Origin of the sequence: Rhizobium sp. ZK1 (genome assembly GCF_047782645.1) — a bacterium.
Taxonomy (GTDB): domain Bacteria; phylum Pseudomonadota; class Alphaproteobacteria; order Rhizobiales; family Rhizobiaceae; genus Rhizobium.
Genome location: NZ_CP180586.1, coordinates 1,806,563 through 1,827,405, shown reverse-complemented (window position 1 = coordinate 1,827,405; position 20,843 = coordinate 1,806,563). Strand labels below are relative to the sequence as shown.

Below are 20,843 nucleotides of genomic sequence, written 5' to 3'. Positions count from 1 at the left end.
CATGACACAGGAAAACGCTCTCTCCCATACGTTCAACATCGCCATCGCCCAGCTGAACCCCACGGTGGGCGATGTCGCCGGAAACCTTGCCAAGGTGCGCGAGGCGCGCGCCGATGCGGCGCGGCAGGGCGCGCATATCCTCATGATGACCGAGCTTTTCATCTCCGGTTATCCGCCGGAAGACCTGGTGCTGAAGCCGGCCTTCATCCAGGCTTGCTGGAGGGCGGTGGAAAGCCTTGCGGCCGATACCGCAGATGGCGGGCCGGGTATCGTCATCGGTTTTCCGCGCCAGGACGAGACGGGGCGCTATAATTCCATCGCCGTGCTCGACGGCGGCAAGGTCATTGCCATCAGAGACAAGATCGACCTGCCGAATTACGGCGAATTCGACGAGAAGCGCGTCTTCGATCAGGGCGCCATGCCCGGACCGGTGAATTTCCGCGGCGTGCGCATCGGCATTCCGATCTGCGAGGATATCTGGGGCGATCTCGGCGTCTGCGAGACGCTGGCTGAAAGCGGGGCGGAAATCCTGCTCGTGCCGAACGGCTCGCCCTATTACCGCGGCAAGGTCGATATCCGCCATCAGGTGGTGCTGAAGCAGGTCATCGAAACCGGCCTTCCCATGGTCTACGCTGCCCAACTCGGCGGTCAGGACGAGCTCGTCTTCGACGGCGCAAGCTTTGCCTTCAATGCCGACAAGTCGCTCGCCTTCCAGCTCAGCCAGTTCGAAACGGCGCTTGCGGTGACTACCTGGAAACGCACCGAAAATGGCTGGCGCTGCGCCGAAGGGCCGATGGCGCGCATTCCGGAAAGCGAAGAGGCCGATTACCGCGCCTGCCTGCTCGGCTTCCGCGACTATGTTAACAAGAACGGCTTCAGGAATGTCGTGCTCGGGCTCTCGGGCGGCATCGATTCGGCGATCTGCGCGGCAATCGCCGTCGATGCGCTCGGCGAAGAGCGGGTACGCACAGTCATGCTGCCGTACTATTATACCTCCGAGGACTCGCTGAAGGACGCGGCCGATTGCGCGAAGGCGCTTGGCTGCCGCTACGACATCGTGCCGATCGAGGCGCCGGTGACGGGCTTTTCCTCGGCGCTGTCGAACCTCTTCGAGGGCACGAACAGCGGCATTACCGAGGAGAACCTGCAGAGCCGTGCGCGCGGCACGATCCTGATGGCGATCTCCAACAAGTTCGGCTCGATGGTCGTCACGACCGGCAACAAGTCGGAAATGTCGGTCGGTTACGCGACGCTCTATGGCGACATGAACGGCGGCTTCAATCCGATCAAGGACCTCTACAAGATGCAGGTCTATGCGTTGGCCCGCTGGCGCAACGGGAATGTGCCGCCGGATGCGCTCGGCCCCTCGGGCGTGGTCATTCCGCAGAATATCATTGACAAGGCGCCCTCGGCCGAGCTTCGCCCTGACCAGAAAGACCAGGATTCGCTGCCGCCTTATCCTGTCCTCGACGACATTCTCGAATGCCTGGTCGAGCGGGAAATGGGTGTCGAGGAGATCGTGGCGCGCGGCCATGATGTCGAAACGGTACACCGCATCGAGCATCTGCTCTATCTCGCCGAATACAAGCGCCGCCAGTCGGCGCCGGGCGTGAAGATCACCAAGAAGAATTTTGGCCGCGACCGGCGCTACCCGATCACCAACCGGTTCCGGGATCGCTGAGACGCTTCAAAAATCTGGGAGGGATGAATGCGCAGCTCAGTTGAAATCTACAATGTGCGGCGGGGCGAAAGCCGTGTCATCTGGCAGACGGAAGCGCTGGTGGAGGCGCCGAATTTCTCGCGCGACGGCGCCTATCTGCTGATCAATGGCGACGCGCTGCTCTACCGGCTGCGGCTCGACGGCAGCGATCTTGTCGAGAAGGTCGATACCGGCTTTGCCGTCCATTGCAACAATGACCACGGCATTTCGCCTGATGGCGAGGAGATCGTCATTTCCGACAAGACCGAGTTCGGCAAGTCGGCGATCTACATCCTCCCGATCGAGGGCGGCAAGCCGCGTCTGATCACCAGAAACCTGCCGTCCTACTGGCATGGCTGGTCACCCGATGGGCGCGAGCTTGCCTATTGCGGCATCCGCAACGACGTCTTCGACATCTACACGATCTCGGTCGATGGCGGCGAGGAGAAGCGGCTGACGCATGGCGAGGGCCGCAATGACGGGCCGGACTGGTCGGCGGACGGGCAGTGGATCTATTTCAATTCCAGCCGCACCGGGCTGATGCAGATCTGGCGCATCCACCCCGACGGCACGGGTCTCCAGCAGGTCACATCGGACAATTACGGCAACTGGTTCGCCCATCCGTCGCCCAACAACGACAAGGTGCTGATCCTCTCCTACGACCCCGATGTCTTCGACCATCCGCGTGATCTGAACGTGCGGCTGCGCATGATGGATATGGATGGCGGCAATCTGACGGAGCTGTTCGAGCTTTTCGGCGGGCAGGGCACGATCAATGTGCCGAACTGGTCGCCGGATGGCGAGGAATTCGCCTATGTGCGGTATTTTCCGGTGAGATCTTGAGAGGGCGCATCGCAGTTTGATGATGGAGTGCTCGTGGCCTCAAGTCCTATGCAACCCTTCTCAAGCTAGCATCGCTCACTCATCAGAGGGACCTTCATACAATTATGCACAAGGTATTGCTCGCGGCGTTTGCCTTTTTGATCTGCTGCCGTGCTTTGCTGTTTGTTACGTTTCCGGTCGAGTATCTGCGATGGTTCGGAAAATATCAGGAGTCGCAAATTTTGAATCAGATGGCGGTACCCATCGCCAAATTCTATATTCAGAATGATGTTAGATATGCTTGCGGCAATGAGACGTACTTCAGAAATTATAACGCTATGAACTTCTTCGATGATCTGCCTCTCACCCAGGAAGAGGAGTTCATACTCCAGTCACAGGATAAGATTGCTCTCCTGTTTTTAAGCGACGTCGTTGACGACGAGAACGAATATCTCGGCTCTATCCGCACAGTGACCAATTATAATTTGCTCGTCGCCTCTAAGTGCTTGCACAGGCGCATTTCGTGAAAGCGCCAGCGGCGGTAGCCGCGTGACTTGGTTTGTGGGATATCTGAAAAGTACAGACTCGTTCGTCGGCGGTACTCTATGCATTATGATCCCGCTTATCCCACAATATTGCCTCCACTCATCGCGCTACCGATTTTTCTTATTTCGAATGTCATGGCGCCTCTATTGGCGCATCTTGTCGGGCGTTCACTCAAGCGTTTAAAGTGGATGCCACATATGTTCGCATTTCTGTGGGTACTAGCTTCCGTTTTGACCTTCAGTCTCGTCGGAATGCCGAGGATAGCGCCAGACGAGATGGAAGGTCCCGGCGACGGTATCGTAATGCTTCCACTCGCGTTGGAAGCATTAGCCGTACTGGCGGGATATGTCCTGGCAATGGTATTTTTGCTTGTCGCTCGCCTTCTCAATCGGAGCAATTCGAGATCACACCTGCCGTCCTGAAGTAAAAGATGGTCGGCGAATGATATTGTGCAGCCGCGCCATCTTTGATGGAGGGGCGGTGGATTATAGGCGATAGCACGGCGGGATTTCGCCCGCCGCACTTCATTCTCTCGCTCAGGCCGCGACGGCAGCCTTGCGGCGATCACGGACGGCCTTCGCCAGGTCCTCGAGCACGTCGACAGACATATCCCAGCCGATGCAGCCATCGGTGATCGACTGGCCGTAGACGAGCGGCTTGCCGGGGACGAGATCCTGGCGGCCGGCGACGAGGTTGCTCTCGATCATCATGCCCTTGATGTGGTGATTGCCGGCGACGATCTGGCCGGTGACGTCGTGGACGACCTTCGGCTGGTTCATCGGATCCTTGCCGCTGTTGGCGTGGCTGGCATCGATCAGCATGCGTGGGTCGACACCGAGCTTGGTTGCCTCGGCGATGACGGCCTGCACATCGGCCGCTTCATAGTTCGGACGCTTGCCGCCGCGCAGGATGATGTGGCAGTCCTCGTTGCCGCGGGTGGAGGCGATCGCTGCCTGTCCGTCCTTGGTGACGGCCGGGAAATGGTGCGGCTGGGAAGCGGCCATGATCGCGTCGAGCGCGACACGCGCGCCGCCATCCGTGCCGTTCTTGAAGCCGATCGGGCAGGAGAGACCCGAGGCGAGCTGGCGGTGGATCTGGCTTTCGGTCGTGCGCGCGCCGATGGCGCCATAGCTGACGAGATCGGCGATATATTGCGGCGTGATCGTATCGAGGAATTCGCAGCCGGCCGGCAGGCCCATGGCGTTGATGTCGAGCAGCAGGCGGCGCGCAAGGCGCAGGCCTTCCTCGATACGGTAGGTGCCGTCGAGATGCGGGTCGTTGATCAGGCCTTTCCAGCCGATGGTGGTGCGGGGCTTTTCGAAATAGACGCGCATGACGATTTCGAGATCGCCGGACAGGCGTCGTCGCTGCTCAACGAGCCGGGACGCATATTCGCGGGCGGCTGCCGGATCATGGATCGAGCAGGGGCCGATGACGACGAGCTGGCGGTCGTCCTTGCCGGTCAGGATATTATGGATCGTGTCGCGTGTGCCGGTCACGGTCTCGGTGACCGCTGATGTCCGCGGGATTTCCGAGATGATATCGGCCGGCTTGGTCAGCGGGGTGATCTCGACGATGCGCAGATCATCAATGGTGTCAGTCACGGTATGCTCTCCTGTTTGGTCATACCGTGCGGAACAAAAAAGCCGCCAGGTAGACTAGCGGCTGTTCGGGTTGTCGTCGCGTTAGATTTGGTTACGCACAGACCCGCATCCGCTGGAAGCAGCGGTACGAATAAAATCGCGATGCGTAGACGGACGAGATCGACATGCTGGCTATGTAGCGATGCGGAAACAAATTGTCACGCGGAATTTTGCAAGTGACAGTTCCTTACCGGGCAGGGGCGGAGATGCAGTTCCGTTCCAGGCATATTCGCCGAATTGACTTGCTGCCATGCCGTTTCCACGCCATAGATCGCCCGTCAGGTGCCCGCCGTCACAAGCGGGAGAATCGGGAATCCGGTGCAAGACCGGAACGTGCCCAACGCTGTAAGGCCGACGCTTGCCGCTCACCACGCCACTGGCCTCAAGGCCGGGAAGGCTGCGGCCAAGTGGATGACGCCAAGTCAGAAGACCGGCCTGGCAAGATAGACCCAACCCGCGCGGACGGCGGGCGGTTGCGTTGTTGGGGATTTGACGATGCGACCCATTGACGATGCCGTTTGCCCGGCATCCAGCTTTTCTGCGGCCGAACGCGAGGCCGTCTATCATGCGATCATGACGCGGCGCGATGTGCGCTGCCAGTTCCTGCCCGATCCCCTGCCGGATGATCTCGTCACCCGATTGCTGATGGCGGCCCATCACGCGCCTTCGGTCGGTTTCATGCAGCCGTGGAATTTCATTCTGGTGAAAAGTGCCGAGGTGAGGGCGCAGGTGCGCGATGCCTTCGCGAAGGCGAATGAGGAAGCGGCCCTGATGTTTACCGCCGAGCGGCGGCAGGCCTATCGCTCGCTGAAGCTCGAAGGCATCGTCGAGGCGCCGCTCGGAATCTGCGTGACTTGTGATCCTACCCGCAGCGGCAGCGTGGTGCTGGGGCGCACGCATAATCCGCGCATGGACAGCTATTCCACCGTCTGCGCCATCCAAAACCTGTGGCTTGCGGCGCGAGCGGAAGGCGTCGGCATCGGCTGGGTCAGCATTTTTCGCGAGGGCGACCTGAAGGAAATCCTCGGCATCCCCGATCATATCGAGGTGGTGGCCTGGCTCTGCGCCGGCTTCGTCGACCGGCTCTATGACCAGCCGGAACTGGCGGTCAAAGGCTGGCGGCAGCGCATGCCGCTGGAAGATCTCGTCTTCCATGACGGCTGGGGACGATCGGACCGTGAGCCGGTCACTACTGCTGTTGAGGTTGAGGGCCAGGTGTCGCCGGATTAGCGAGATCGATCTTGCCCTGATCGCCGGCAAGGAATTGCGGGCCGACCTGCCGGACCTTGCTGGCAGAGGGATCATAGGGGCGATCCGCCACCTGCGGCTGCGAGGCAGGCGGGGTGCCGACCGCCTTCGGCGCTTCCGTCCGGATCGTGGTGATCGAGCCCTTCGGCTCGGGCGCCGGCGCATAGGCGGCCTGGCTCTTTCGCATCTGCTCGTAATAGGCAGACAGATTGCAGGAGCAGGCGGATTTTTCGCCAGGTGCACGGGTCTTGTAGGCGAAGGCGTTCTTCATCGCGCTGTAGGGCGCTCCGGTTGCCGTCGAAATCATGTTCGAGGTCTCGGTGCTGGAAACCTCGCGATAGAAGAGTTCCGTCTCGAGGCCGGGGCACATCTTCGCGCAGGTCGCGGCATCACGGTCGAAATCGACCGAGGTGGCATTGTTGCTGATCGGGAAGAAGCCGCCATCGCAGGTGCGCACGCAGATGGTGCTGACGGGCGAGAGCATTTCGGCGCGCGGCAGGCCATAGCGCTCGCCGCCGCCGAGCGGGATGAACGTGTCGCTGCGCATGGCCTGCTCTTCGATGCTCGGAGCCGGCGCGTAGGCGTCGCCTTCGGCAGGCCCGCTGAAACTGTCGCTGTTGCAGTCATTGTCTTCGAGCGCGGCCATCAGTTCCGCGCGGGCCGCATCGGGGCCGGACTGGCGCAACTCGTTGCGGCGATGCTGAAGGAAGCTGATATTGTCGACCATCCTGGCTTCAGCATGCTCGAGCTCGGAGCAGAAGCCGGCGTTGTCGCCGCCAACGACGACCATGCTGCCGGAGGTGCAGCCATACCGGCGCAGATCGCTGCGCACCTTGCGCAATTCGAGATTCTGTTCGGCAAGCGCGCCGGCATATTGGCGCATCTCGCTGCTGCTGTTGCCGAAGGTTTGCGGCAGGTCGGCAAGGCGCCCGCGCAGATCCTCACAGATCGCATTGGTCTGCGCCGCCGCAGGAGCCGCGAATGCCAGACAGAAAACGAGATACAGGTTTCGGCGCTTCACGACGTCGTTCCGGAAAGAGAAAAGCATCTATCAGTGCGTTGCGGCTTCCATCCACCGCGCTTTGTCTTAACGTGTTTCCCTTAATAAGCTCGCAGTAATTCCTAGCGTATTTTTGCGATCTTATCCAGCAAGCCGGATGCTTCCACTTTCCCGCTTCCTGCAACCGCGCGGGAAGCCGTTGATATCCAGACAGTTGATATGACAGATAATTCCGACGAATCCCGCACACGCGAAACGTCCGCAGAGACACCGGACACCCGGCGGGGCCTTCACGTTTTCGTGGACGGTTGTTTGGAACCCGGCGCAAGGCATGGGGGATGGGCCTTCGTCGCCTACCGCGATGGTATCGAGATCGCCTCCGGCTTTGGCGGTGCAAAGGATTCATCCAATAACGCGATGGAAGTGACGGCCGTGCTTGAGGCGGCAATCTGGATCAACGGCTCAGCAGCTGATGTAGCGGCAGTCATCTGGTCCGATTCCGCCTATGCCGTCGAAGGCTGCAACAGCTGGCGTCCGATCTGGAGAAACAATGGCTGGAAGAAAAGCAACCCGACCGGCAAGGCCAGAAACCGAGCGATATCAGATGCGAAAATCTGGAAAGCCATCGATATCCAGCTATCCGAGAATTCCCTGATAAGCATTGCCTGGTGCAAGGGCCATTCCGGCGCCGATGGTAACGAACGGGCCGATGCGCTGGCAGATCAGGGACGCCGATCGATACGGCGTGCCTGATTATCCGGATGCTGACGCGCGACCGGCTAAAGCGTGTCGCGATCTTTCAGATTCGCTTGCCACGCTTTAAGTCTTTGTTTTACGCATGTCGTTACCGCAAAACCGCTGCACACTTTTGCGCGACATGCTTTAAGCCGGCTGCGATGCCTCGACGACAGCGAGCGCCGCCATATTGACCACGCCGCGCGAGGTGACCGACGGCGCCAGGATATGCGCCGGCATCGCCGTGCCGAGCAGGATCGGGCCGACATGCAGGCCGTCCGTCATCGACTTGACGACGCCGAGCGTGATGTTGGCGGCATCGAGGTTCGGGAAGATCAGCAGGTTGGCTTCGTCATTCAGCGTGGTGTGCGGCATGACGCGGCGGCGCAGTTCCTCGGAGATGGCGCTTTCGCCATGCATTTCGCCATCGACTTCGAGGTCGGGTGCCGCCTCGCGCACAAGCTGCAGCGCATTGCGCATCTTGGTGGCGCTTTCGGATTCGCGCGAGCCGAAATTCGAATGCGAGACGAGGGCGGCGCGCGGGGTGATGCCGAAGCGCTTGATCTCTTCGGCAGCGAGAACCGTCGCCTCGGCGATGTCTTCTGCCGTCGGATTTAAGGTCACATAGGTGTCGGCGAAAAACGTCGCACCGCGCTGCGAGATCATCAGGCTGAGAGCCGAGAAATCGCGCACGTTCGGGCGCTTGCCGATGATCTGGCGCACATCGCGCAGGTGCTTCTCGTAACGGCCTTCGAGGCCGCAGATCAGCGCGTCAGCTTCGCCGCGCTTCAGCGCCAGCGCGCCGATGACGGTCGTGTTGGTGCGCACGATGGTGCGGGCCGCTTCCGGGATGACGCCGCGGCGTCCGACCAACTGCAGATAGAGATCGACATATTCGCGGAAGCGCGGATCGTCCTCGGGGTTGATCACGTCGAAATCCTGTAACGGGCGAATGCGAAGGCCGTAACGCTTCAGGCGTGTTTCGATGACCTGCGGACGGCCGATGATGATCGGCTCGGCGATGCCTTCTTCGAGCAGCACCTGGGCGGCCCGCAGCACACGCTCGTCTTCGCCTTCGGAGAAGATGACGCGCTTGCGCTCTGCTACCTTGGCGGCCGTGAAGATCGGCTTCATGATGAAGCCGGAGCGGAAGACGAAGCGGTTCAGCTGGTCGAGATAAGCGTCGAAATCGGCGATCGGACGACGCGCGACACCGCTTTCGGCAGCAGCCTTGGCGACTTCAGGGGCGATGCGCAGGATGAGGCGCGGATCGAAGGGCGAGGGGATGAGATAATCAGGACCGAAAACCGGGGTTTCGCCTGAATAGGCACGCGCGGCTACGTCCGAAGGCTCTTCGCGGGCGAGGGCCGCGATGGCGCGCACAGCGGCCATCTTCATTTCCTCGTTGATCGTCTCAGCGCCGCAGTCCAGCGCGCCCCTGAAAATATAGGGAAAGCAGAGAACGTTGTTGACCTGGTTCGGGAAGTCGGAGCGACCCGTGCAGATCATCGCGTCCGGGCGGGCGGCGCGGGCGAGATCCGGCATGATCTCAGGCGTCGGGTTGGCAAGCGCCATGATCAGCGGCTTGTCGGCCATCCGCGCCAGCAGTTCCGGCTTCAGCACGCCGGCGGCCGAGAGACCGAGGAAGACATCGGCGCCGCCGATATTCTCGGCGAGCGTGCGCGTGTCGCTCTTCTGGGCGTAGATGGCTTTCCACTCGTCCATCAGTTCGACGCGGCCTTCATAGACGAGGCCTTCGAGATCGTGGACCCAGATGTTTTCGCGTTTGGCGCCAAGCGTCACCAGCAAGTTGAGACAGGCAAGGGCGGCAGCACCGGCGCCTGACGCAACGATCTTGACCTCGTCGATCTTCTTGCCGGCCAGTTCCAGGCCGTTGAGGATGGCGGCGGCGACGATGATCGCGGTGCCGTGCTGGTCGTCGTGGAAGACCGGGATCTTCATCTTCTCGCGCAGCTGCTTCTCGATCCGGAAGCACTCCGGCGCCTTGATGTCCTCGAGGTTGATGCCACCGAAGGTCGGCTCCAGCGAGGCGACGGTCGAAACCATCTGCTCGACGTCCGTTGCATCCACTTCGATATCGAAAACGTCGATGTTGGCGAATTTCTTGAAGAGGACGGCCTTGCCTTCCATGACCGGCTTGGAAGCGAGCGGACCGATATTGCCGAGGCCGAGCACGGCGGTGCCGTTGGAGATCACGGCAACGAGGTTAGCGCGCGACGTATAGTCGGCCGCAGTTTCAGGATTGTCACGGATGGCGAGGCAGGGGGCGGCGACGCCAGGAGAATAGGCGAGCGCCAGGTCGCGCTGGTTGCCGAGCGGCTTGGTCGCCTGGATTTCCAGCTTGCCGGGGCGCGGATAGCGGTGGAAGAAAAGCGCCTGGTCGTCGAGGCTGCCGCCCGTCAAATTCTTTTCCGTTTTGGATTTTTCCTGGTGATCCATCGCCGCCTCCAGCGTTGTTCGAAGTCTTTTGAGGACTTCTCCATACATCAATCGGATACGGGCGACAGTATGGAAATGCGGCGTGGAGAAAGTTTTCGTGCGGGGGCGGGGGCGGCGGCCCTTGGTGCCGAGCGGTTGCCACCAGCTAATCCTTTTGGGGAAACTTGTCTGGCGAGGGCGGCAAGCGCAGAATGCCCTGCGCGACGGTGCGGGGCGCCGTTCGCATGGAGGAAATCATGGACAACTTGAACCTCACGACCTTGCAAAGGGGTCAGACGATGGTCAATGACGTGGCCATCGATGCATTTGCCGCCGGATTTCGCGGCACTCTCCTGACCAGCAAGGATATGAATTACAACGAGGCGCGGGCGATCTGGAATGCGATGATCGACCGGCGGCCGGGGCTCATCGCGCGCTGCGCGGGCGCTGCTGATGTCGTTCGGGCGGTGCGGTTCGCGCGCGACAACAATCTTCTCCTTTCGGTGCGCGGCGGCGGGCACGGCATTGCCGGCAACGCCGTCTGCGACGGCGGCGTCGTCATCGACCTGTCAGCGATGAAATCGGTGCGGGTCGATCCGCAGACGCGGCGTGCCAGGATCGAGCCGGGCGCAACGCTTGCCGATGTCGACAAGGAAACGCTGGCCTTCGGGCTGGTGCTGCCGACCGGCATCAATTCCACGACAGGCATCGCCGGCCTGACGCTCGGCGGCGGCTTCGGCTGGCTGACCCGCAAATTCGGACTGACCCTCGACAATCTGCTCTCGGTCGACATGGTGACGGCGGATGGCGAACTGGTCAAGGCGAGCGAGACGGATAAGCCCGATCTCTTCTGGGCGCTGCGCGGCGGCGGCGGAAATTTCGGCGTCGTGACCTCCTTCGAGTTCAAGCTCAACCCGCTCGACACCGAGGTTCTCGCCGGGCTCGTCGTGCATCCCTTCGCCGATGCGGAAAAGGTGCTGAAGGAATACCGGCAGGCGCTGGAGGCGGCGCCCGACGAACTGACCTGCTGGGTGGTGATGCGCCAGGCGCCGCCGCTGCCCTTCCTGCCGGCCGAATGGCATGGCAAGGAGATCGTAGTACTGGCGATGTGCTATTGCGGAGATGTCGCGGCGGGTGAAAAGGCTGCGGCAAGGTTGCGCGCTATCGGAAAGCCGATTGCCGATATCGTCGGCCCGATGCCGTTCACCGGCTGGCAGCAGGCCTTCGATCCGCTGCTCACACCAGGTGCGCGCAATTACTGGAAGAGCCAGGATTTCGCGTCTCTGTCCGATGCGGCGATCGACGTGCTGCTCAAGGCGGTGCGCAGGCTGCCCGGCCCGGAATGCGAGATCTTCATTGGCCATGTCGGGGGTGCTGCCGGTCGCGTGGCCAACGAGGCCACCGCGTTTCCGCAGCGCAGCTCGCATTTCGTCATGAACGTGCATGCCCGCTGGCGGGAAACCGGGATGGATGGAAGCTGCGTCGGCTGGGCGCGCGAGCTTTTCGAGGCCACCAAGCCGCATGCTGTCGGAACCGCCTATATCAACTTCATGCCTGACGACGAAATCGACCGGGTCGAAGCCGCCTATGGTACCAACTACGCCCGCCTTGCCGAGATCAAGCGGCGTTACGATCCGAACAATCTGTTCCGGATGAACCAGAACGTGAAACCGATGGCGACGGTGCGGACTGCCTGAGGATTGATGTTTTAGGGAAGGAGTTTCGCGCCAGCGCCGGAATGTGAAGGTGTTGGCGTGACGTCGGTCACCCAGCGCCCCACGTCCAGCCTGTATGAACAGGTTGCAGGGCTTTCCCACAGCCTTGTCATCTTCCTGAAACACGAGTCTGATTTTGGAAGACCAGACGAAGAACGATGGGACACGAGCGGAAAGGCTTGTGACAGACATGATGGAACCCCGGCGCTTCCGCACCCTCTTCATTTCCGATTTGCATCTCGGCTCCAAGGCGGCCAAGGCAGATTTCCTGCTGGATTTCCTGCGCTACCACGAAGCCGATACGATCTATCTCGTCGGCGATATCGTCGACGGCTGGCGCTTGAAGCGCAGCTGGTACTGGCCGCAGGTCTGCAACGACGTGGTTCAGAAGCTCTTGCGCAAGGCGCGCAAGGGTACGCGCGTCGTCTATATTCCCGGCAATCACGACGAATTCCTGCGCGCTTTTCCGGGCACGCATTTCGGCGGCATCGAAGTTGTCGACCGCATCATCCATGACGGCGCGGACGGCAAGAAATACCTGATCCTGCATGGGGACGAATTCGACGTCGTCGTGCGTAATGCTCGCCTGCTCGCCTATCTCGGCGACTGGGCCTATGACACGGCCATCCGTATCAATATCGTTCTCGCCGCCGTGCGCCGGCGCCTCGGCATGCCCTACTGGTCGTTTTCGGCCTGGGCAAAGCTGCAGGTCAAACATGCCGTCAATTTTATCGGCGAGTTCCAGCGCGTGGTTGCCGAGGAAGCCCGCAAGAACGGCGCCGATGGCGTCATCTGCGGCCATATCCATCACGCCGTGATCGAGGATATGGACGGCATCCGCTACATCAATACCGGCGACTGGGTCGAAAGCTGCACGGCGATCGTCGAGCATGAGGACGGCAGATTTGAACTCATCACCTGGCGTGCGCTGACCAGCAACGTGCCGGCGCTGACCTCTCTCGAATTGCTGGAAGAGGGCGATCTCGCCCCGCAGGCTGCCTGAATAATGTGTGCGTACAGCACCGGCCTGGCCGGTGCATCATGAATTTAGCCGTTGCCGCTTGGCGTCAGGCCCCATTTATTTTTTAAATCGTTTCGACTTATCTCCGAAACGTTACAATTCGGCTATTTCTCGCCATAGTCGTGTTTGATTGGATGTGTTAGGCAACGCAGAGTTTCCTTCAGGTCCATCATGATTCCCGCACAAAGTCCCTCGACGGGTGAGGGAGCGCCGCCGCGCTTCCGGCTGCTCAGCGCGCTTTGCTACAGCGCGCCGCTGCTGGTCAACGGTATCGTCCTGCCCTTCTTCCCCGTCTGGCTTTCGACTCACCAGTTCAACGATCATCAGATCGGCACCATCCTCGCCGTGCCGATGGTGGTGCGCGTTCTCGTCGCGCCGATCGTGGCGGTCTTTGCCGACCGCATGCAGGAGCGGGCGCATGTGCTTTTGTGGTCGGGCATCCTGTCGCTCCTGACGGCGATCGCGCTCTACTGGACGAGCAATTTCTGGCCGGTGCTGATCGTCTTTGCGCTGCAGGGCGCGACCTTCGCGCCCTATGTGCCGGTCGTCGAATCGATCGTGATTTCGGGTGTGCGCCGCTGGGGGCTCGATTATGGTTCCATGCGCGTCTGGGGCTCGATCGCTTTCATCATTTCAACGCTCGTGGGCGGTGAGCTGGTCGGGCGCTGGGGTGGCGAAATGGTGCTCCCCGTGATGATCTTCGGCTTCGTGTTGACCATCACCATGGCGATATTCTGTCCGCGCATCGGGCCGACGCGGCGGCGCGGTCAGCCGATCAATCTTCCGGCGACGACGGGCAGCGGGCTTCGCGAGCCGCATCTGCTCCTGTTGCTGCTCGGCGTTTCGATCCAGCAGGCGAGCCATGCGCTGCTCAACGCCTTTTCCTCGATCTACTGGCACCAACTCGGCTTTTCCGGCACGGAAGTCGGCATCCTCTGGAGCGCCGGGGTTGCCTCTGAGGTAACGGTGTTCTTCCTGTCACGGCGCCTCAACCGCCGCTTCAATGCCTGGACCCTGATCCGTTTCGGTTGTGCCGTCAGCGTCTGCCGCTGGGTGTTCTTCCCGACAGAGACGAGTTTCATCGGCTTCTTCGCGCTGCAATGCCTGCACGGTTTTACCTATGCCTTCGTGCATACGGGCGTGCAGCGGCGCATCGTTGCCACCGTGCAGGAAACGCAGGAAGCCTCGGCTCAGGGCGCCTATTTCTTCTATATCGGCATGGCTTCAGGCCTGATGACCATCGCGTCAGGCTATATCTACTCGGCGCTCGGGCTGAACAGCTATTACGTCATGGCCTGTGTCGCCGCCTTCGGGCTCGCCGTCGTCATCATCGCCTATTACCTTCAGCCCCAGAGGCTGGCTTCGGGCGGGAATACGAGGGAGCCGGCATAATTCAGGCCGGGTTCGCGGTCGCGGGCAAGCAGCAGCGGGCCGTCGAGATCGACGAAATCGGCGTCCTGCGCCAGCAATACGGCCGGCGCCATGGCAAGCGAGGTGCCGACCATGCAGCCGATCATGATCGAAAAGCCCAACCGCTGCCCCTCGGCCTTCATTTCCAGCGCCTCCGTCAGGCCGCCCGTCTTGTCGAGCTTGATGTTGACAGCGTCATAGCGGTCGGCAAGGCTTGCGAGATCGCCGGTATGATGGACGCTCTCATCGGCACAGACGAGAACATGGCGGGCGATCTCCGCCAGCATGTCGTCGCGGCCGGCCGGCAGCGGCTGTTCCACGAGGGCGATATTGGCTTCGGCAGCGATGCGCAGGTGGTGTTCCAACCTGTCTTCCGGCCAGCCTTCATTGGCATCGAGAATGATGGCGGCATCGGGGGCCGCCGCGCGCACGGCACGGATGCGGCTTTCGTCATCGCCGGTGCCGACCTTGACCTTGAGGAGGGGGCGTTGCGCATGTTCGCGCGCCTGCGCTGCCATCACATCGGGCTCGCCGAGCGAGATCGTATAGGCCGTGGTCAGCGGTTTCAGCTTGCGCAGATCAAGGCGGGAGGCGACGCTCTTGCCCGAGAGCTTGGCTTCTAGATCCCAGAGCGCGCAATCGACGGCGTTGCGGGCAGCGCCCGGCGGCATGGCATGCAGCAGTTCTTCGCGCGAAATGCCTTCCTCGATCAGCGGGCGAGCCGATTCGATCTGCGCCAAGACGCTTTCCATTGTCTCGCCGTAGCGACGATAGGGCACACATTCGCCGAGCCCCCTGGCTCCCGATTCCGTCAACGTGCAGGTGATCACGTCCGCAGAGGTTTTTTTCCCTCTGGAAATGGTGAAAGAGCCCGCAATCGGGAATGAATTCATCTGGATATCAAGATGGCGCGGCATATTTGCTCTCCTGCGAGCATGGAAATTGCGCGTTGCTTCTGTATATTAACGCGCCGGGCGGCGAATACCATGTTCGCGAGTCGGGACTGTCGCTGCAAGCATTGAAAGACACAAGTATTTTGAAGTCCGAGAAACGCAATGCCGCCTCGCTGCATGTGGACGACCGAGCCGGGGGCTCGGGTCAGCATGTGCATCTTGAAGGCAATTGGCGCAGCGCCAACATCCATCTCGTCCTGCAGGATTTCGAGAAGCTGTCACGCAACAACAGCGGTGACCTGACACTCGATCTTGCCAATGTCACCGATATCGACACCGCCGGCATCTGGCTTCTTTGCCGGCTAAAGAAAAAGCAGGAAGAGGCGGGGCGAACCGTTCATTTCGAGGGCACGAACCAGCATATCGACGAGCTGATCGCCACCTTCTCCAAGGAGCCTGAAAAGCAGGAGCCCGAGCAGAAGGAGAAGCCATCGATCGCCGAGCGCATTCTCGCACCGATCGGGAGGATGACCCTCGATGTCTGGGACAATGTCGCCGCCTCCATGTATATCCTCGGCTCGGCCGTGCGCGGCGCACAGATGAAATTTGGCCGCGGCAGCGGCGTTTCGCCAGCCTCGATCGTCAACCAGATCGATCATATGGGTGTGCGGGCCGTTCCGATCATCCTGCTGATGTCCTTCCTGATCGGTGCGATCATCGCGCAGCAGGGCGCATTCCAGCTTCGCTATTTCGGTGCCGAGATCTTCGTCGTCGATCTCGTCGGCATCCTGCAGCTGCGTGAGATCGGCGTGCTTCTGACCGCGATCATGATTGCCGGCCGTTCGGGCAGCGCGATCACCGCCGAAATCGGCTCCATGAAGATGCGCGAGGAAGTCGATGCGCTGAAGGTGATGGGCCTCAACCCGATCGGCGTGCTGATCTTCCCGCGGCTGGTGGCATTGACGGTTGCGCTGCCGCTCCTGACCATCATTGCCAACTTCGCCTCGCTGGCGGGTGCGGCTGCAGTCGCCTATCTGTATTCGGGCATTACTTTTGCCACCTTCCTGTCGCGCCTGCATGAGGCCGTGACGCTTTCGACCGTATTGGCCGGCATGATCAAGGCGCCCTTCATGGCGCTCGTCATCGGCATCGTTGCAGCCGTCGAGGGCCTGAAAGTCGGCGGCAGCGCCGAATCGCTCGGCCAGCATGTGACGGCTTCCGTCGTGAAGGCGATTTTCGTCGTCATCCTGATGGACGGGCTTTTTGCGATGTTCTATGCAGCGATCGATTTCTGACATGGCGGGCGACGTGGATCAGCAACCGATCGAGACGACCAAAAACGGGAACCGGGATGTCGTGCTGTCGGCGCGCGACGTCACGGTCGGTTTCGGGCCTAAGATCGTGCTCGACAAGCTCAATCTCGATATCTACCGCGGCGAAATCCTCGGCTTCGTCGGTGCTTCGGGCACCGGCAAATCCGTGCTGATGCGCACCGTGCTTCGCCTGCTGCCGCGCCGCTCCGGCACCATCAAGATCCTGGGCCAGGATTTCGACGAGCTGGACGAGCCGGAACGCAATGCGCTCGACATGCGTCTCGGCGTCCTCTTCCAGCAGGGCGCGCTTTTCTCCTCGCTGACGGTGAAGGAGAATATCCAGGTGCCGATGCGCGAATATCTCGACCTGCCCGTTACACTGATGGATGAGCTCGCGCATCTGAAGATCCGCATGGTGGGCCTCGCCGCTGACGCTGCCGACAAATATCCTTCCGAGCTTTCGGGCGGTATGATCAAGCGCGCAGCGCTTGCCCGCGCGCTGGCGCTCGATCCCGAGCTCGTCTTCCTTGACGAGCCGACATCGGGCCTCGATCCGATTGGCGCGGCAGAATTCGACGAACTGATCGCCAATCTGCGCGATAGCCTGGGGTTAACCGTTTATATGGTGACCCACGACCTCGACAGCCTGTTCTCGGTCTGCGACCGTATTGCCGTGCTTGGAAAGAAGCGGGTAATGGTGGAAGGAACGATCGACGACATGCTGGCCTACGACGATCCGTGGGTTCAGGCCTACTTCAAGGGCAAGCGCGCGCGTTCGATCGTGCCGCAGGACGATGCGCCGGCGGCCCGGGCGCGGCATGACAGCGGGAAGTGACCGGAGACGATGGAAACCAAAGCCAATTACACGATCGTCGGTTTTTTCACCGTTCTGGTGATCGCTGCCGCATTCGGCTTCGTCTACTGGATGGCGGAATATGGCCGCAGCGGGCCGATGGCCGAGCTGATCGTGCGTATTCCGGGCTCCGCCAACGGGTTGAGCGTCGGCTCGCCAGTGCGTTTCAACGGCATCCAGGTCGGTTCGGTGCAGACGCTCTCCATCGATGCCGACGACCCGCAATATTCGCTGGCCTTTACCGAAGTACGCTCGGATGCGCCGATCTATCCGTCCACCAAGGCGGCCCTTGAAATCCAGGGCCTGACGGGTGCGGCCTATATCGAGCTTTCGGGCGGCCGCAAGGAAGACAAGAACATCCTCCAGCAGGCGATGGAAAGCGGCAAGCGCGCAGTGATTGTCGCCGACCAGTCGAGCGTTACCAACCTTCTCGCAACCGCCGACAAGATCCTCGACCGCGCCAATGACGCCGTTGGCGATGTGCAGGGCTTCGTACGCGATGCGCGCGGGCCACTGACCAAGACCTTGCAGAATGCCGAAACCTTCTCGGATGCGCTCGCCAAGAATTCCGGCAATATCGACAGCTTCCTGCAGAGTGTGGGCGACCTCTCCAACACGGTGCGCAATGTCTCGGGCCGTGTCGATTCGACGCTTGCGGCCGTCGAGGATCTGGTGAAGGCGGTCGACGCGAAGAAGATCAACACGATCCTGAGCAATGCCGAGAAGGTGAGCCGTGACATAGCCGACGCCTCCGGCGATCTGAAGGGGCTCGTCGACAAGGTCGACCAGACGGTGACGACCTACAACGAATTCGGCAAGAAGGCACAGGTCACACTCGATCGTGTCGATACACTGGTCGCCGCCATCGACACCAACAAGGTGAAGGGTTCGGTGGACGATATCGCCCAGGCGACCAAGGATGCGCGCACCGCTGTCGCCTCGATCCGCGATGTCACCGATACCGTCAGAGACCGCAAGAAAGACATCGACCAGACGATCCAGGACGTCCAGCAGATGGCGAACAAGCTGAACTCGGCTTCGACCCGCGTCGACGGCATCCTCATCAAGGTCGATGCGCTGCTTGGCTCAGACAATACGAATTCGCTCTTCACCGAGGCGCGCGCGACGCTCGAATCCTTCAAGAAGGTCGCCGACAACGTCAATGCGCGCATCGGGCCGATTGCCGACAATCTGCAGCGGTTCTCGGGCAGCGGGCTGAGTGACGTCCAGACACTGGTCAATGAGCTGCGCGGCACGGCGAACAATCTCAACAATGCCATCAGCAATTTCGACCAGAACCCGCAGCGGATCATCTTCGGCGGGCCGACGGTCAAGCAATATGACGGGCGCACGCGGCGCTGAGCAGCTTCAGTCAGGAATTGCGGGAATAAAAACAGAGGTCAGGGGTAGCGTAATATGGGTCTATCGCATGTGATGTCGCGCCGTTCCTGGATCCGTGGAACGGCGATTATTTTGCCGCTGACGGCAGCACTTCTCGCAGGTTGCGGAACGGCGGCGAAGAACGACACCTACGATCTCTCGGCAGCCACGGTCGATGGCACCGGTCCGTCGGCCAAGAACAAGCAGATCCTGATTGCCGATCCAACGGCGCTGAAGGCGCTGAACAGCGACCAGATCGTCATTCGCGTTTCACCCTCGGAAATCCAGTATCTGTCGCGCTCGCAGTGGAGCGATACGCTGCCGCGCATGGTGCAATCGAAGCTCGTCCAGGCCTTCGAGAATTCCGGAAAGCTCGGCGGCGTCGGAAAGCCGGGGCAGGGACTGGCGATCGATTATCAGCTCGTGACCGACATCCGCTCCTTCGAGATCGACGCAGCGTCCGGCAACAAGGCTGTGGTGGAGATTTCCGCCAAGATCCTCAACGATCGAAACGGCACAGTGCGCGCCCAGCAGGTCTTCCGGGCCACGGCTCCGGCCGGCGGTGACAACGTGAGTTTCGTCAAGGGGTTAGGCCGCGCCTTTACCGAAGTGACCGATCAGATCGTCGGCTGGACGCTGAAATCTATCTAGGTCATTCAGAGCCCTGAGGAATGCTGGGGGGTAGGATGTCGCAACTGAGAACAGCGTGCAGTTTAGCATTCGCGCTCTTGCTCATTTTTGAAGCCTGGAGCAGTGCGCAAGCTCAGGATGTTCGCAGCAATACGCTCACTCCGCTGCCTCTTAACCTCGATGCTTACAAAGCCTTCGTCCAACAACTCGCGACCGAAATGAAAGGAGACGAGGCCGCCATGGCCACAAAGCTCCGAGCATTGGGATTCAGCTGCACACAAGTCTCCAAATCCATTCAATTTACATGCGTGCGATTTGGCTGCCAGAAGCGAAACTTCTGGTGGGGTTCGCTTCTTGAATGGACGGTACAGAGAGGGAACGTTGAATCGCCGGAGCTCGCCTTCTCGGGCGGGGCCATCAATTATTCTGGCTGGGCTCGTTGCATTCCGGAGAAAGATAGGGAGCAGGCCCAGCAACGATTTCTTTCCAGCCACTGAACGCAATGATGCACTGGCATCCCAGTGGTAGGCAAAACTGCTGAGCAGCCTTTGCCTACCACGTCATTTCGTGGGCTGCGCATCCGTCATCGTCGGGGTGCCGCCCGTTGCCGAAGCAGTAGCGGTCGAAGCGGAGGGCAGGTAGCTGTCGAGCAGGCCGGCCATCTTGTCGTCGCGCAGGCTGGCTGTCTTTTCGCCCATGACGACGCCGACCACGCGGCGGCCGTCCTTGGTGGCCGAGGTCACGACGTTATAGCCCGACGCGTCGGTGAAGCCGGTCTTGATGCCGTCGACGCCATTGTAGCGATACATGAGGTTGTTGTGGCCGCGCAGCTTCATGCCGCGGAACTGGAAGCCGCGCATGGAGAAGAGCTTGAACTCCTCGGGGAAGTCGCGCATCAGCGAAACGCCTAATGTCGCCATGTCACGCGCCGTGGTGACCTGCTCCGGATCAGGCAGGCCCGACGGATTCTTGAAGATGGTGTCCTTCATGCCGAGCTCATGCGCCTTTACCGTCATCAGCGAGCCGAAGGCCTGCTCGGAGCCGCCAAGCTGTTCGGCGAGCGCTACAGCGGCATCATTGGCCGACAGCACCACGATACCTTCGACGGCTTCCTTGACCGTCACCTTACGGCCGGCGCCGACGGCAAGCTTGAAGGGCTCCTTGCTCTCGGCATTTTCCGACATGGTGAGCTTCTGATCCCAGGTCAGATGTCCCTCATGCAGCGCCTGGAAGGTGAGATAGAGCGTCATCATCTTGGTGAGCGACGCCGGATAATTCAGATCGTCCTGATTGGAGGCTTCCAGAACCTGGCCGGACTGCGCGTCCACGAGGAAGCTTGCCTGGCCGGCTTCGGCCTGGATGAAGGCGCCCAAAAGAAATAGGGACGAGAAGGCGGCGACTATCAGCCGGGAGGTCGTCTTGGTCATCAATATCTACGGTCTCTGTCGTGACAAGCAACTTGCTTGGTGATTGGCCTGGCCGGGGCCTACCGCCCC

Annotated in this window: 18 protein-coding genes and 1 riboswitch; of the genes, 13 read left to right on the top strand and 5 right to left on the bottom strand. The window is 60.9% G+C overall.

The genetic code is table 11. The annotated features are described in order from the left end of the window. Position 1: 1 nt before the first annotated feature. The 3 genes from ACK9YZ_RS09360 to ACK9YZ_RS09350 all read left to right on the top strand — a co-directional run bounded on the left by ACK9YZ_RS09360 (position 2) and on the right by ACK9YZ_RS09350 (position 3,048). Positions 2-1,681, top strand: coding sequence for an NAD+ synthase (locus ACK9YZ_RS09360; protein WP_416066708.1), 1,680 nt, complete (start codon positions 2-4; stop codon positions 1,679-1,681). A 27-nt stretch (positions 1,682-1,708) separates the two neighbouring features. Next, a complete protein-coding gene (locus tag ACK9YZ_RS09355; RefSeq protein WP_416066367.1) occupies positions 1,709-2,542 on the top strand; it encodes a TolB family protein in 834 nt (277 codons plus the stop codon). A 104-nt stretch (positions 2,543-2,646) separates the two neighbouring features. Beyond that, the gene (locus ACK9YZ_RS09350) at positions 2,647-3,048 is read left to right on the top strand and encodes a hypothetical protein (protein ID WP_416066366.1); all 402 of its coding nucleotides are present in this window, start codon (positions 2,647-2,649) and stop codon (positions 3,046-3,048) included. A gap of 555 nt (positions 3,049-3,603) precedes the next feature. On the opposite strand, the gene ACK9YZ_RS09345 is transcribed toward ACK9YZ_RS09350, so the two are convergent. Next, positions 3,604-4,671 (bottom strand): 3-deoxy-7-phosphoheptulonate synthase, encoded by a 1,068-nt coding sequence (locus tag ACK9YZ_RS09345; protein ID WP_416066365.1) that lies wholly within the window; start codon positions 4,669-4,671, stop codon positions 3,604-3,606. A 302-nt stretch (positions 4,672-4,973) separates the two neighbouring features. Then, a riboswitch (cobalamin riboswitch) is annotated at positions 4,974-5,164 on the top strand. 41 nt (positions 5,165-5,205) lie between these two features. On the opposite strand from ACK9YZ_RS09345, the gene bluB reads away from it, so the two are divergent. Continuing rightward, positions 5,206-5,940 carry a 5,6-dimethylbenzimidazole synthase gene (gene bluB, locus ACK9YZ_RS09340; protein ID WP_416066364.1) on the top strand — a complete coding sequence of 245 codons (735 nt, stop codon included), beginning with the start codon at positions 5,206-5,208 and terminating at the stop codon, positions 5,938-5,940. Here the strand turns inward: bluB and ACK9YZ_RS09335 are convergent. Continuing rightward, complete coding sequence (locus tag ACK9YZ_RS09335; protein WP_416066363.1) at positions 5,900-6,979, bottom strand: DUF2865 domain-containing protein; 1,080 nt, start codon at positions 6,977-6,979, stop codon at positions 5,900-5,902. The genes bluB and ACK9YZ_RS09335 overlap by 41 nt on opposite strands. 198 nt (positions 6,980-7,177) lie before the next feature. On the opposite strand from ACK9YZ_RS09335, the gene ACK9YZ_RS09330 reads away from it, so the two are divergent. After that, positions 7,178-7,711 (top strand): ribonuclease H family protein, encoded by a 534-nt coding sequence (locus ACK9YZ_RS09330; RefSeq protein WP_416066362.1) that lies wholly within the window; start codon positions 7,178-7,180, stop codon positions 7,709-7,711. Positions 7,712-7,840: 129 nt separating this feature from the next. Here ACK9YZ_RS09330 and ACK9YZ_RS09325 read toward each other — a convergent pair whose 3' ends face one another. After that, positions 7,841-10,153 (bottom strand): NADP-dependent malic enzyme, encoded by a 2,313-nt coding sequence (locus tag ACK9YZ_RS09325; protein ID WP_416066361.1) that lies wholly within the window; start codon positions 10,151-10,153, stop codon positions 7,841-7,843. A 236-nt stretch (positions 10,154-10,389) separates the two neighbouring features. Here ACK9YZ_RS09325 and ACK9YZ_RS09320 point away from each other — a divergent pair, with 236 nt between their 5' ends. The 3 genes from ACK9YZ_RS09320 (at position 10,390) to ACK9YZ_RS09310 (ending at position 14,260) form a co-directional block, all read left to right on the top strand. Further along, positions 10,390-11,829 (top strand): FAD-binding oxidoreductase, encoded by a 1,440-nt coding sequence (locus tag ACK9YZ_RS09320; RefSeq protein WP_416066360.1) that lies wholly within the window; start codon positions 10,390-10,392, stop codon positions 11,827-11,829. 208 nt (positions 11,830-12,037) lie between these two features. Further along, positions 12,038-12,850, top strand: a complete 813-nt coding sequence (locus tag ACK9YZ_RS09315; protein WP_216758840.1) for a UDP-2,3-diacylglucosamine diphosphatase — start codon at positions 12,038-12,040, stop codon at positions 12,848-12,850. A 189-nt stretch (positions 12,851-13,039) separates the two neighbouring features. After that, positions 13,040-14,260: an MFS transporter gene (locus tag ACK9YZ_RS09310; protein ID WP_416066359.1), complete on the top strand. Its 1,221-nt coding sequence runs from the start codon at positions 13,040-13,042 to the stop codon at positions 14,258-14,260. Here the strand turns inward: ACK9YZ_RS09310 and dgcA are convergent. Beyond that, positions 14,212-15,195 (bottom strand): N-acetyl-D-Glu racemase DgcA, encoded by a 984-nt coding sequence (gene dgcA / locus ACK9YZ_RS09305; protein ID WP_216758298.1) that lies wholly within the window; start codon positions 15,193-15,195, stop codon positions 14,212-14,214. The two genes, ACK9YZ_RS09310 and dgcA, sit on opposite strands and share 49 nt — an antisense overlap. A gap of 101 nt (positions 15,196-15,296) precedes the next feature. Here dgcA and ACK9YZ_RS09300 point away from each other — a divergent pair, with 101 nt between their 5' ends. From ACK9YZ_RS09300 to ACK9YZ_RS09280, 5 genes are read left to right on the top strand one after another with little or no spacing between them, the layout of a single operon-like run. Continuing rightward, a complete protein-coding gene (locus ACK9YZ_RS09300) occupies positions 15,297-16,466 on the top strand; it encodes an ABC transporter permease (protein ID WP_416066707.1) in 1,170 nt (389 codons plus the stop codon). Between the two features lies 1 nt (position 16,467). After that, on the top strand, positions 16,468-17,319 hold the full coding sequence (locus tag ACK9YZ_RS09295) for an ABC transporter ATP-binding protein (RefSeq protein ID WP_216758297.1): 852 nt from the start codon (positions 16,468-16,470) through the stop codon (positions 17,317-17,319). A gap of 9 nt (positions 17,320-17,328) precedes the next feature. After that, positions 17,329-18,699, top strand: a complete 1,371-nt coding sequence (locus ACK9YZ_RS09290; RefSeq protein ID WP_216758294.1) for an MlaD family protein — start codon at positions 17,329-17,331, stop codon at positions 18,697-18,699. A 54-nt stretch (positions 18,700-18,753) separates the two neighbouring features. Then, on the top strand, positions 18,754-19,368 hold the full coding sequence (locus ACK9YZ_RS09285) for an ABC-type transport auxiliary lipoprotein family protein (RefSeq protein ID WP_416066358.1): 615 nt from the start codon (positions 18,754-18,756) through the stop codon (positions 19,366-19,368). A gap of 35 nt (positions 19,369-19,403) precedes the next feature. Next, a complete protein-coding gene (locus tag ACK9YZ_RS09280; RefSeq protein ID WP_216758288.1) occupies positions 19,404-19,844 on the top strand; it encodes a hypothetical protein in 441 nt (146 codons plus the stop codon). Between the two features lie 63 nt (positions 19,845-19,907). On the opposite strand, the gene ACK9YZ_RS09275 is transcribed toward ACK9YZ_RS09280, so the two are convergent. Then, a complete protein-coding gene (locus tag ACK9YZ_RS09275; protein ID WP_416066357.1) occupies positions 19,908-20,774 on the bottom strand; it encodes a D-alanyl-D-alanine carboxypeptidase family protein in 867 nt (288 codons plus the stop codon). Between the last annotated feature and the right edge of the window lie 69 nt (positions 20,775-20,843).